Raw genomic sequence first — 13,619 nt, forward strand, 5'->3', positions numbered from 1 at the left:
TATTATTTTCAATAAATGGTAAATATATATTTGTAAATTTTATTTGACTTTATTATAGCTATATTATATTATACTAGAAGTAGTAATTTTTCTAATTTTAAGGAGAATATATAATAATGAAAAAATTATTAATTTCTTTTTTTATTGTAATGTTGCTTATTGTATCATGTTCTAATAAAAATACAGAAAACAGCAAAACAGCAACAGATACAGCAGCATCAGATACAGATAAAGTATTAAAAATAGGTGTATTACAATTAGTTGAACACTCAGCATTAGACCAAGCTAATAAAGGTTTTATAGATGGTTTAGCTGAGGCAGGTTATATAAAAGGAGAAAATATAGATATTGATTATCAAAATGCTCAGGGAGATCAAGCTAATTGTGTTACAATAGCACAAAAATTTGTTAATGATAGAGTGGATTTAATACTTGCTATAGCAACACCAGCAGCACAAGCAGTTGCAAATTTGGCAAAAGATATACCAGTATTAATTACAGCAGTTACTGACCCTGCAGATTCTAAATTGGTAGCAGATAATAGTTTTCCTGGAGGTAATGTAACAGGAACATCTGACTTAACTCCAGTTGAAGAACAAATGGAGTTATTAAGAAAACTTCTACCTTCAGCTAAAAAAGTAGCTTTTTTATATAGTTCAAGCGAAGCAAATTCTAAATTCCAAATAGATATAGCTAAGAAAAAAGCAGATGAAATGGGTTTATTATATGTAGATGCTACAATAACAAATCCAAATGATATACAGCAAGTTGTACAAAGTTTGGTTGGTAAAGTTGATGTTATATATGTGCCAACAGATAATATGGTTTCTGCTGGTATGGCTAATGTTATAGCTATTTCTAGTCCAGCAAAAATACCAGTAATATGCGGTGAAGCAGCTATGTTAGATGCTGGCGGATTAGCTACTTATGGTATTGATTATTATGAGCTTGGAAGATTAACAGCAGGACAAGCAGTAAAAATATTAAGCGGTCAGTCTTCTCCAGCTAATATGCCTATAGAGTATATGAAAAATCCTGTATTAAGCATAAATACTAATGCTGCTCAGGAACTTGGAGTATTAATACCAGCTGGTCTATAATAAATAAATTTAAAATATTAAATAAAAGCCTATATAATTTTATATGGGCTTTTTGTTTTTTGGTGCATTATGAATAATATAAAAATAACAATACAATATGATGGTACAGATTTTTATGGCTGGCAAATACAGCCGAATTTAAGAACAGTTCAGGGTGAGATATATAGAGCTGTACAGAAAGTATATGGCGAAAAAATTACTATATATGGCTGCGGAAGAACCGATGCGGGAGTTCATGCATTAGGACAAGTTGCTAATTTTAGAGTTCCAAAAATGCTTGTTCCTATTAATAAAGTTCATATAGCTTTGAATTCTTATTTAGATAGAGATATAAGAATAATAAAGGCTGAAGAAATGGAAGATGATTTCAATGCAAGAGCTTCAGCTACATTCAGGGAATATTTGTATATTGTTCAAAATAGTTCTACTTCATTTCCTTTTTATGAGCGTTACAGTTGGTTTTACAGAAAGAATGTTATAGATGAGAATTTAATAAATGAATATGCTAAATATTTAATAGGAGAGCATAATTTTACTTCTTTTTGTTCTACAGAAGATGAAAATGATTCTAAATTTAGATATTTAGAGAGAGTTAAAGCTATACGAAAAGGAGATACTATATATTTTATAATAAGAGGCAATGCTTTTTTACATAATATGGTTAGAATTATAGTAGGTACTTTAGTAGAGGGGCAAAAAAAGAAAATGCCTACTAATTTTATAGAAGATATATTAAAAAGTGAAGATAGAGCAAAAGCATTCGTTACAGCACCAGCACATGGACTTTATTTTAGGCGTGCTTTTTTTAAAAATAGTTAAAATATTAAAAAAAAACTTGAAATAAATTTTTTATATGTTATAATATTCAACATATTCGTTTGGAGAGTTCGTTCAATTGGTAGAGCAGCGGTCTTGAAAACCGCCGGGCTAACACCCATGTGGGTTCGAGTCCCACACTCTCCGATTTGTTATTAGCTTCTTTTTATAAGGGGCTTTAGCTCATCAGGATAGAGCACTGGTTTCCTAAACCGGGTGGGCAGGTTCGAGTCCTGTAAGCCCCAAAGAGTTATCCTAATTAAAGATTCTGAAAATGAGTATCAATGATTCTATTTCATATTTATTCAATATCAATAAGCTTAAAAAAATAAAATTATTTGTTTCTGATATAGATGGTGTTATGACCGATGGAAGATTAATATTCGATGATAATGGTGTCGAAAGTAAATTTTTTCATACCCAAGATGGAATGGGGGTTGTAATGGCTTTAAAGTCTGGTATTAAAATTGCTGTTATATCTGGAAGCAATTCTAATGCTATAAAGACTAGATTCGATAAATTTAAAAAACATGGTTTTGAAGATTTAATACTTGGCGAAGAAAATAAAATGCCTGTTATTTTGACTTTGATAGAGAAATATGGTTTAAATAAAGAAGAAGTGGCATATATTGGCGACGATTTAATAGATTTAAAAGTTATGAAATATGTTGGGGTTTCTTTTACTCCTAAAGATTCAACTGATGAGGCTAGAAAGGCTGCCGATATAATAGTAAGTAAGAAAGGCGGATATGGAGCTTTTAGAGTTGCTGTCGATATGATTTTAAAGGCTAAAGGTATTTATAATGAGATTATTAAACAATTTTAATATATTAATATCTTTTTTGTTATGTATATTCTTTATTTCATGTACTAATTTTAAAGAACTTGGAAAAGAATTTGAAGCAAAAGATGATTTTGTACCTCCGCCAGATATGGAATTTTATGGATTCAGACGGGAAAGTTATGATACAAATTTCAAACAATTAGATTCTTATGCTACTAATGCTAAATTTTATAATAAAAAGAAAATAGTTGAACTTTATGACAGCAGAACATATACTTATGACTCAAATCACACAATAGCTGCTAGTATTTTAGGTAAATTTGTTACTATAAATCAAGAAACATTATTTGCTCAAATATATACAAATGTAGTTGCAAAATCTTCGAATAATACAACTCTTTATACAGAGTATTTGCAATGGGATAATAAAAAACAAAAATTTAAAAGTCCAGTTCCTATACGTGTAGAACAGGAAGACGGAAGCTGGCTTACAGGCAGCAGTATGGAAGGGGATATGGGCTTAGAGCATATTACGATATATAATGAAGTTGATGAAGGTGATGCTATAGGAGTGCCTATTGCTGAAGATCAATAAAGTTTTTTTAGTTGTATTAATTTTATTTATATTCGCATTAACTTTAATTGCTCAATCAAGAAGAAGTGCTGATAAATTTACATTCAATAATAAAACAAAAGTTTTTCAATATACAGGTAATGCAAAATTAGAAGATACATCTGCTGTTATTACAAGTCATGTTATGACTTTTTATCAGGAAACAGAATTAGCTACATTCAGCGGCGGAGTTAGACTTTTAAGTAAAACAAATGGTTCTACAATAACAGGCGGTTATGCTAGTTATAATGGAAAAACAAGATATGCTTATGTTAAAAATAAACCAGTATTGAAATCTCCTACAAATAATATGACAATAAGAAGTTCTTTTATGGAAAGAGACTTTAATACTCCTATTGCAAAAGCTATAAGTAATGTTCATTTGACTCATGTTGATAGGGAAAGTAAAAGGAAAACTGATGGATATTCTGATAATTTAATATATGATATGGATAAAGAAACGGCTCTTTTAACAGGAAATCCTAGACTTTATCAAGGTTCTGATAAATTAGAGGGTGAAATATTGGAATATAATGCCAAAAATTCAACAGCTAATGTTATGGGCAGAGGTAAGATATACGTACTTCAGACAAATAATTATATTAATTCTGGGGAAACTAATAAAAAGAAAAGTAATGTTAGTAATTATAATATTATAGTTGCAGATAGATTATTTTTAAACGAATATGGCGGCAAAGATAATCAGACTCGTACCTTATATGCTTATGGCAATGTAACAGCCTTTTTCTATGAAGAAAATATGATACTTAAAGGCGGTTATATAGAATATGAAATCGATAATGAACATATATATATGTATCAAGACCCTTCTGTAAGAATACCAGACAGAGGAATTATTGCCTTTGGAGAATGGATAGAATATAAAAAAGATGAGCAATTTAAAGATGTAATATTTCACAATGATGTTGTAATGATTGATTATGATGAGAGTTTATCTTTAGAGGGGGATTTACTTCATTTAGACCCAGACACAAAAGTTGCTACAGTAATAGGTTCTCCTAAAGCCTATGTTGAAGATAGAAGTATAAAAATTACTTCAGTTACTATGCAGATGTTTAATGATGAAGAAAAACTGCGTGCTAATGGTAATGTATATGTAGAAGGAAAAGATATGAATTCTCAAAGTGCTTGGGCAACTTATTTTGATAAGCAAAAATATTTAAGACTTTGGGGTGAAAAACCTTATTTAAAACAAAAAGATAGTGTTGTAAGAGCCAGAGAAATAAAGTATTTTATAGATACCCAAAAAATAGAAGCTACAGGTGTTAGCGGTGAAATACCTCAGTAATATAATAATTTTGATATCTTTGTTTTTATTATCATGTCATGAAAGTACTGAACCTTTAAAAAAAGAAAAAAAATATGAAGTAAACATAACTTATATTGAAGATGATGCTATATCAGCTTTTAAGCCTAGAGATTTTTTAGATATTTTTGATGATGATTTGTCCAAACTTACTTATGATATTTTAGGTTATAATATTAAATATAATTTAAAGAATGGTATTGCAGATGAGGCATTTTATAGAGCCAATAGAAAAATAATAGTCAATAATGCAGATATATTCAAAAGTAATTTTATAGATATAAAAAATATAGATTATAATGAATTAGAAAAAAATATAGTTTATTCGCTTTCTAACGAAACGAGTTTTAATATAAAAAGGTTATTTGGATACGAATATGGAACTCCTTTATACACTATAGCTCAAAGTATAGCACCATCTTATGTAGAAAGCATACTTGATGTTTGGAGTACACCTTTACAAACTAGAAAAGAGTTATTGGTAGGCAATAGATTTATGATTTATACTGCTTTATATTGGAGAATGATAGCTAATGAATTTAAAGATTCATCTATAATTATTGTAAATATGCCTCTTACAGCAAATTATGTTGGCATGAGTGTCAAGTCTATTGCTGATGGAGGTTTTGTAGATAGATTGGTACTTGAGAATAATAAAATCAGACCTTGTAAATCAATAGCTATAATTAGTACCTATCATTTTTTGCAGTCTAATGCAGATTATGAAACAATAAAAGATATGTTCTCTTATTACATTGTTCAAACTATTGCAATGATGTTCCCAAAATATGATATTCATGAAGATAAACATTCTATAATGGCTGAAGTAAATAGATTCGATTATGTTAACTGGTATAGTAATATAGTTAACTTCCAATTAAAAACCCCATATAAAACAATCAAAGAATATAAAGATAATATAAAAATGTAATTACATTAAAAATAGTATAAATTAACTATATAAAAATAAACATTATCTGATAAATGTCTATAAAAAATAATACAAAATGAAAAAAATGTCTAGAAAATATGTATAAAATGTATAAAATTCTACATATGTAAATAAACATAATAGTAAATTTGTCGTAAATTTATATAAAATACTATTTACTTAAAGTAAAAAGAAGTTACAATTTGCATATAAACATTTTATATATTTTGTCGATTTTTAAAAAAGTGGGAGAAAATTCTTATGAAGAAAATATTAATCTATTTATTATTATTATCAAGCTTTTCAGCGGCTTACGGATTTGAGGAAGGTTTTATTTGGGCATTAAAGGCAAACTTTAATGGAACAGCAACTATGCCTTCAATAAGTCAGGAAGATTTGGATAAGATAGGTGCAGCATTTATGAAAGGTTCTGTAGGTTACACTATGGACGGAGAAGCAGAACTAGGTTATTTGTTTGGTTCTCAAAGATGGTTTGGCGGATTAGACCCTGCTAAATTCAGCGGTATGAGTTTATTTGGTTCTATAGGTGTAGGTAATGGATTTGCAGGACAGGTTGCAGGAAATACTATAGACGGAGTAAGTGCTGATATGTATATCAATGTTAGTTATGCTCCAGTAATAAGTTTTGGTATAGGTACTAAAGCTTATTTCTTAAACAGCAGATTAGCATTAGGTCTTCATATCGGAGGTAAATTAATAGCGGACTTATCTCCTGAATATTTAGCTTATTGTAACAATAGTGAGATAATGTCTCCAGAAATCGGAGAAATAATAGTTACTGATTTTATGATTAAAAATATGAACCCTGTTATGTTCAGTATTAAATTTATGATAGAATACAATCAGCCTATCAATGACAGAGTAGAAGTAATATTAGGAGCTTATACAAGATTTAACATATACAGTCCTAAATATATAACAATGCCTGATAGTTTATTAAATTTAATGAATGCTGGTTTAAGCCAATTGAATAGACCTGCATTTGATCCTACAACACAGTTAAAATCTTATTATATAAACTCATTAGATTTCGGACTTACTATAGGTTTGGCATTTAAAGGATAATTTTTTAAATTTAAGGAAATGATATGAAAAAGAGTTATTTATTATTTTTATTAATAATATCTGTTTTTATGATGTCTTGCGGGGGGCATTTCTTTAATCCAAGATATTATTATAATCAAAAAGATTCTGCTTCTGAAAATGAACAAGATCCGCCTTCAGGAGAAGTAGATGTTGGAGGAAGTGAAAACATTCCTGAAGAAGAGGATCCATTTAAAGTTGGTGAATGGAATGATATTAATTATAGATTTGACGGTAATAAAATATTAGACTTTTTATTCGGTGCAAGTTTTGACGGAAAAAATGTTCCAGTTTATACATTCTTTAAAGACGGTACACAATGGGCAGTTTCAGATGCGTTAACAGCAGAGAAAAAATATAATGCTAAAGACGGAGCAAATAAAGCCCAAGGTTATGAAATTACTAAGGCTACATTCTATAGATATGACTATAAAAATCCATTAGTTGATCCAGAAAGTACTTATAACCAGTCAGAAAGAATGGGAAGATTTTTGTTCTATAGACTTAAAGGTGAGGCTGTTATTGTTCCATTAAATAACTATTTGATAGCAATTGATGTTTATTCAAAATTAGTATTTGCTTATGGTAAAATAACTAAAACAGACTCAAAATTGGGACAATATTATCCTACAGCATTTGAAGCGGTAGAGCTTTGGGGTGATAAAAGACCTTTCTATGAATACGACCCTATAGGTTTCATGAAATATAATGAAACAGAGGATAAATTAGAATTGGTTTTGTATAGAGAATATCAGGAAGAAATGGCTAAAGATGCTAATGCATTTTTCCCTCAAGTTCATGACTCTACAAGAGATATAGCAGGATATACAGATAAGGAAAGTGCAGGACGTTCTCCTTACTATTATGTAAATGTGGCAGATATCAAACCTGAAGATATATTAGAACAGTTCAAAGGTAAAACTTATGGTATAAGATCTGGTTTAACTCTTTATACATATAAATTCTCTGAAGACGGAAAACAAGTTACTATAACATTAGATCATTTCTATGACGGAAAAACATCAGAAAAAACTTATGATTATGTAGAAGTTACTGGTGCTACTTCATTGAAATACGGAGATATAACAATCACAGGACTAGAAAGCTATGCTAAAGTAAGAGATAGCATTAATAATGTATCAGCTGAATTAGACTATGTTGATCCGGGTCCTGAATTTGTATACAGAGTAAGAGGAAAAGTATATGATGCTGAAGATGGAAGTTATTCATATAAATTCAATATAGATGGTACTATATTAGAATATTATAAAAATGGTAAACTTGATAAGAGATATATTTTCAATAATCAGGATGCAAGCGACAGAGCAGTATATAAAGTAGATAATGGCGGTTTATTCTCTTATTGGGGATTAAGATTAGATGAACATGAAGGCACTAAAGATGGTGTGTTATACTGGTCAGTTGGAGCAGGCAGTTCCCCTGGCGGTACTAAAACTGAAGGAGTAACTTCAACTCCAGGATATTTGAATGTAGATCAATCTGTAATAGAATTCTTTACAGATGAAGTTGCTAATAAAGTATATGCTTTCAGAGATTATAAAGGTACACCTGGCGATGGAAGAAGTTTAAAAACTTTCAAATATCAGTTCAGCAGCGATGGTAAAACTATTACATATATAGAAAGCATACCTAAACAGGAAGATACTTCTGTAACTTATACATTAGTAGAAGATAAAGGTAAAACAGCAATATACAGCCTTGATGGTCAGCAGTATACATTTACTCTTCAAAGTGGTGGAATACATTTGATGAAAAATGATGAAGCTGCAGGCGAGCTTAACTTCCAAGACAGAGGTGCATATTTCTTGGATATAGTTTCAGGTACTACTTATTATGCACCTGACGGAAGCTATAAATATATATTTGATGCAGGCGGAAAAAATCTTACTTATGTTTATCCAAGCGGAGAAGAGATTACATATACTATAACTGATAATGTAGGAAGTTCAGGATCAGATTATACTAAAGCTGTTTATATAGAAAACGGTGCTTTGATATTCAAATACTGGGCTTTAAGAATTAATAAAACTGGTACTATGATACAAATGTCTACAGGTGCTTTGGCTACTGCAGGCGACATACTTAATTCTGCAGCTTACGGATATGAAGCTTATCTTACTGAGCAGGGTGGTGTATCAGTAGACAGATTTATGGCTTCAGTGGCAGGACAGACTTATAAGATGAGAAATCAGGATAACAGCTATTTGATGCAGTATTATACATTCTCTTCTGCTGGTAACTACATAATACATGTTGTTACTAATACTAAGACAGATAAGCAGACTAGCTCAAATATGTACTATAATTATCAGGCTGTAGATAAAGCTGTTAAGGGTATGTATGAAGAGCAGATTCCTACAAAACAGAATAAAACATTTGAGCTTAAAAATTCTAATAATGAACTTCATTTAGAAGGAAAATTAGTAGGTTATCTAAACTATGAAGATCCTGGAATAAGCTTTACTGACAGAGTAGCAGGAAAAACTTATAAAGATAAATACGGCAACTATGAATATAGATTCGATGTTTCCGGTAAAATATTATACCATTACAAGAATAATGAGCTTGTTGATACATATAATTTCTCTGCTGAATATAAAAACAGCGATAAAGCAGAGTATACAACAGATGGAAGTTGGTATTGGGGATTGAGATTAGATACTGATACTGAAACTGGTACTGAAGACGGAGTATTATATTGGTCATTTGGAGCTTCTCCTATAGCTGGTGCTACAAGTGCTATATCACACTATGCTGGTTATTTGGAACCGCAGACTGTAGTTGCTAACTTTATAGATAGATTAAAAAGTAAAACTTATAAGTTCAGAGATACTAGCGAGTACATTAACACAGATAAATCCGCATTGCCTGGTGATTATACAAAACCTACTGGTAAGAGCTTGATATTGTATAGCTATGCATTTGATTCTGCAGCTAATAAATTAACTTATACAGCTGCTACATGGAACGGAAGCACAGAAACAATAGAATATACTTTAAGAGCACAAACAGAAACAGATGCATCATATACTTCAGACAATGGGCAGTCTATTACAGTTGCTCTTCCTGGTAATGATGATACTCTTCATAAGAAGGAAGGATCATCTTCTACAGAGGTTGGAAAGACTTCATTTGTAGATAATGGTCCAATATTCACTGATAGGGTTAGAGGGGCTGAATTTACTAAAGCTGAAGAGTATAATGGATATAAGAATGTAACCTATAAATTTAGTGAAGATGGTACTCAATGCACTCTAAGTTATCAAGAAAAAGGTATATTTGGTAGTTGGAGTGATACAAAGACGCTAGTTTATAGTTTAAGCCGATATGATAATAATGAAGCCAATCATTATAATGCTGCTTATGGTGTTCCAGAAGGTACAAGTGGTACTCTTGGAGATATTAGACATGGCTGGATAGTGTTAGAAGGTGAGAATACTATAAAAATAAGTGCTAAGTATGGTACTATAATAACTCCTGGTTCTGGAAGTTCTTATGTTCTAGATGCCACTAGAGTCACTAAATAAATATTGTTATAACTAAAAAATCAAGCGGGGAGGGAATTAAAAAACTCTCTCCGCTTTTTTATTGGCTATATTTACAAACAAAATTTTTTTTATATAATATAATTTATATAATGTTAGGATGGAAAAATGATAAAAAAATCTATACTTTTTATAATATTTTTGGTGTTAGTTTCATGCAGTTCCCCTTATGGCGGGGCTGGAGGTGTTAAATTCAGCAATAGAAAAGGCATTTATGAAGATGAGGCAAAAAAGGTTGCTGTTGAGATTAATGACAAAGAAAATAATAATTTAATAATTACTGTTCTTGGTAATACAGCAGGAGATGTAATTATTAATGAAACTTTGAGCGTTAATTCTGAAGCTTCAGGTATATATATGACTGTAAAATCACAGCTGTATGAAGGCTATACTTATATGCTCAATTTAGGAAATAATGCTAATAATATATTTATTACTATAAAAGACGGACAAGGTAATGATATAATATTTAATGAAAAATTATCAAAACAAAAAAATAATAATTTTTAAATATTATAAAGCTATTTATAAAAATTGTTCGCCTCTGGCAAGTTTACTTGACAGAACCTTATAGCGGACAATTTTTATTAGCAATAATAAAAAAATAATTTTTAAATATTAGAATTGAAATATAAAAGCGAGCCGAAGCCCTTAACTTAATTTATTAAGTTAAGCCTTTAGGCGTAGGCGAGCATAACAATAATAATAAATAATAATTTTTTAATATTATAAAGCTATTTATAAAAATTGTTCGCCTCTGGCAAATTTACTTGACAGAACCTTAGAGCGGACAATTTTTATTAGCAATAATAAAAAAATAATTTTTAAATATTAGAATTGAAATATAAAAGCGATCCGAAGCCCTTAACTTAATTTATTAAGTTAAGCCTTTAGGCGTAGGCAAGCATAACAATAATAAAAAATATTTTGTTTCTTCTGCTTATTTATTGTTAATATGTATTTTATATTGTTTACTTAATTTATTTTATAAGTATAATTATTGCATAAAAATTATTAATGAGATTTTATTTTATGAGAAATACTTTATTTATTATTTTATCAGTGCTTTTTATAGCACTGTTTGCAATTACTTGCAGCAGCGGTTTCAATCCTAGATATTATTATCAGCAAATGGCTAATGGTGATTCAGGCGGAGGAGATACAGAAGAACCAGATATAGGCGGAGAAGATATTTTGAAGCCGGAAGAAGATCCATTTTATAATTATAATGGTGAAAGACCTTGGAATGAAGAAAATTACGGCGGATTTACGCTTAATCTTCATGATGATTATGTAATTGCTGCTTCTTTTGGGCTTAAAAATGAACCTAGATATATGCTAATTAAAGACGATAAATGGAAATTGAAAGATTCTTCAAGAAATGAATATTTTTATAACGGCACTAATACTAAAGCGGCCGGATTTACTGTAACAAAAGTAAAATATTATATGTATGAAAATATGAATCCTACTTTTTCATCAACAAGTGCATACAATAAAAGCGAAAGATTAAAAAGGTTCTGGTTCTACAGATTCACTGGTACAGCAGGACTTGAAACAGACAATTATTTGATAGCTATAGATAGATATTCAAAATTAGTATTTGCATTTGCGATACCTGTAAAATGGAAAACTATTGTAGGAATACCAGCTCCTATGGAATGGGGATCTGTTGAATTGGGCTGGGAGGCTAGTGCTGACAGTGCTAATTTAAACAGTCAAATAAAATTTGCAGTTGATGGATTTAATTATTTTTATGAATACGATCCTGTTGGTATAGTTCTTCCAAATGGAGATATAAAAATTTATAAATGGTGTTCAGATTCTATAGCAAATAATAATAGATATGCACCTAGAGTATATGGCGGTAAGATAGATTTAGGCAGACCTATCGCTAATGAAAATATTGAAGATGGACGCTCACCTTATATGCCTATAAAAATTGTTGAAAAAAATAAAATGGCTTTGCAGGTTCAGAATTTAGAAATAGAAAATATCAGTGCAAAAACTTTGAATACTAAATTTGGCGGAAAAACAGAATATTATGATTATGCTGGTTTTAGCTATGATATTAGATTTGCAGGCAGTTTAAATACTGAAGAGCCTGTCTTAAATACAGTAGCTTCGAAAGAAAAGCCTAGTTTATTTTTTGATTCTTTAACAACTGTAAATATAGGAGAGAGAAAAAGCCTAATTTCTACAGTTTATACCGCAGATATTCAATACGAAGATAAAGATGAAGTTTATTTTTCTTTAGATGCTGCTGTAACTATGTATGATAAAACATATAAAATACCTCAGGTGGTTGGTGATGTTGTTTTAATAGAGCATCAAAAACCTATGATAAAGTTTAAATATGATAAAACACAAGATATGTTTGTATTTGATTCTTCTGTAGGAGATACTGCAAATATCTCTTATGATAAAAGTTTTACTCTTAAAAAAGGCGAAATTAAAGAATTTATAATTACAATAAAAAATGATACCATAGGTGCAGATGAGACTGCAGGAGAAATAAAATTGATATATACATTATCATATTAAAATACAACTTTTTTTAGAATAATTGTAATTTTTTTAAAAAATTAATAAAAAGTAAAATATATACTGTTTATTTTCTTTAATAAATGGCTTATTTTATAAAAATAATTTGTTTAACTATAGGCTATACTATAATTTATTAAGGAAGTATTTATGTATAATGATTTTTATGAAAACCGCCTGCAATATAGTAATGCCGATATTGTAAACGAAAAACAAATGCTGGCTTCTATTATATCTAATGGTATATCTTTAGAGAAAGCAAATACTATAGTAGACAAGCTTTATTATAATTTTTATAATTTGTATAATATAGTAAATGCTTCAGAAAAAGAGTTATTAAAGGTAAAAGGTCTTAATGAGAAGAAAATAAAACTTATTAAGAATATACCTTCTCTGTTAGAATATTATTTATTAAGCAGCTTAAAAATTAATGCCCCTCATTTTAAGAAAAAGGATTTAATCAATTATCTTATAGTGAAATTGGGAAAATTAAAATTTGAAACTTTTTGCATAGTTTGTTTAGATGTAAATAAAAGGTTTATATCTATGGAGAATATATTTAGAGGAACAATAGATTCTGCTACTATATATCCGAGAGATTTAGTGGAAAAATCTTTATCTCTTGGTGCTAGTTACGTTATAATAACACATAATCACCCTTCTGGCATAGCAAAACCTTCAAAAGAAGATATTGATATTACTGAGGTATTGTATAAAGCATTTAAGATGGTTGATATAAGAATGCTGGATCATATTATCATTGCCGGGAATTCTTTTTATAGCTTTAGAGAAGATGGAGTCTTTGATAAGTATAAAAAAGAAGCGGAGGTGTGA

General features: G+C 29.7%; 11 protein-coding genes and 2 tRNA genes. All 13 read left to right on the forward strand.

Going from position 1 to position 13,619, the window contains the following annotated elements; translation table 11 throughout:
• The first annotated feature begins 116 nt into the window (after nt 1-116).
• The 13 genes from Q0K52_RS03155 to Q0K52_RS03215 all read left to right on the forward strand — a co-directional run bounded on the left by Q0K52_RS03155 (nt 117) and on the right by Q0K52_RS03215 (nt 13,619).
• Complete coding sequence (locus Q0K52_RS03155; RefSeq protein WP_297296373.1) at nt 117-1,100, forward strand: ABC transporter substrate-binding protein; 984 nt, start codon at nt 117-119, stop codon at nt 1,098-1,100.
• Between the two features lie 69 nt (nt 1,101-1,169).
• Nucleotides 1,170-1,919, forward strand: a complete 750-nt coding sequence (gene truA / locus Q0K52_RS03160; RefSeq protein ID WP_297296375.1) for a tRNA pseudouridine(38-40) synthase TruA — start codon at nt 1,170-1,172, stop codon at nt 1,917-1,919.
• Nucleotides 1,920-1,980: 61 nt separating this feature from the next.
• Nucleotides 1,981-2,063, forward strand: a tRNA-Ser gene (locus Q0K52_RS03165).
• Nucleotides 2,064-2,088: 25 nt separating this feature from the next.
• Nucleotides 2,089-2,161: transfer RNA gene (locus tag Q0K52_RS03170), tRNA-Arg, on the forward strand.
• A gap of 29 nt (nt 2,162-2,190) precedes the next feature.
• Complete coding sequence (locus tag Q0K52_RS03175; RefSeq protein WP_297296377.1) at nt 2,191-2,742, forward strand: HAD family hydrolase; 552 nt, start codon at nt 2,191-2,193, stop codon at nt 2,740-2,742.
• Nucleotides 2,720-3,295 carry an LPS export ABC transporter periplasmic protein LptC gene (gene lptC / locus Q0K52_RS03180; protein ID WP_297296379.1) on the forward strand — a complete coding sequence of 192 codons (576 nt, stop codon included), beginning with the start codon at nt 2,720-2,722 and terminating at the stop codon, nt 3,293-3,295. The genes Q0K52_RS03175 and lptC overlap by 23 nt, the downstream gene beginning before the upstream one ends.
• On the forward strand, nt 3,279-4,622 hold the full coding sequence (locus Q0K52_RS03185) for an LptA/OstA family protein (protein WP_297296381.1): 1,344 nt from the start codon (nt 3,279-3,281) through the stop codon (nt 4,620-4,622). The genes lptC and Q0K52_RS03185 overlap by 17 nt, the downstream gene beginning before the upstream one ends.
• Nucleotides 4,606-5,571, forward strand: coding sequence for a hypothetical protein (locus Q0K52_RS03190; RefSeq protein WP_297296382.1), 966 nt, complete (start codon nt 4,606-4,608; stop codon nt 5,569-5,571). The genes Q0K52_RS03185 and Q0K52_RS03190 overlap by 17 nt, the downstream gene beginning before the upstream one ends.
• A 261-nt stretch (nt 5,572-5,832) precedes the next feature.
• Nucleotides 5,833-6,657, forward strand: coding sequence for a hypothetical protein (locus tag Q0K52_RS03195; RefSeq protein ID WP_297296383.1), 825 nt, complete (start codon nt 5,833-5,835; stop codon nt 6,655-6,657).
• 23 nt (nt 6,658-6,680) lie between these two features.
• On the forward strand, nt 6,681-10,223 hold the full coding sequence (locus tag Q0K52_RS03200) for a hypothetical protein (protein ID WP_297296385.1): 3,543 nt from the start codon (nt 6,681-6,683) through the stop codon (nt 10,221-10,223).
• A 126-nt stretch (nt 10,224-10,349) separates the two neighbouring features.
• The gene (locus Q0K52_RS03205; RefSeq protein WP_297296387.1) at nt 10,350-10,751 is read left to right on the forward strand and encodes a hypothetical protein; all 402 of its coding nucleotides are present in this window, start codon (nt 10,350-10,352) and stop codon (nt 10,749-10,751) included.
• 522 nt (nt 10,752-11,273) lie between these two features.
• Complete coding sequence (locus Q0K52_RS03210; protein ID WP_297296389.1) at nt 11,274-12,785, forward strand: hypothetical protein; 1,512 nt, start codon at nt 11,274-11,276, stop codon at nt 12,783-12,785.
• Nucleotides 12,786-12,935: 150 nt separating this feature from the next.
• Nucleotides 12,936-13,619, forward strand: coding sequence for a RadC family protein (locus Q0K52_RS03215; RefSeq protein WP_297296391.1), 684 nt, complete (start codon nt 12,936-12,938; stop codon nt 13,617-13,619).

The sequence above is a fragment of the uncultured Brachyspira sp. genome (assembly GCF_944390845.1).
In the GTDB taxonomy this organism is placed as follows: Bacteria; Spirochaetota; Brachyspiria; order Brachyspirales; family Brachyspiraceae; genus Brachyspira; species Brachyspira pulli.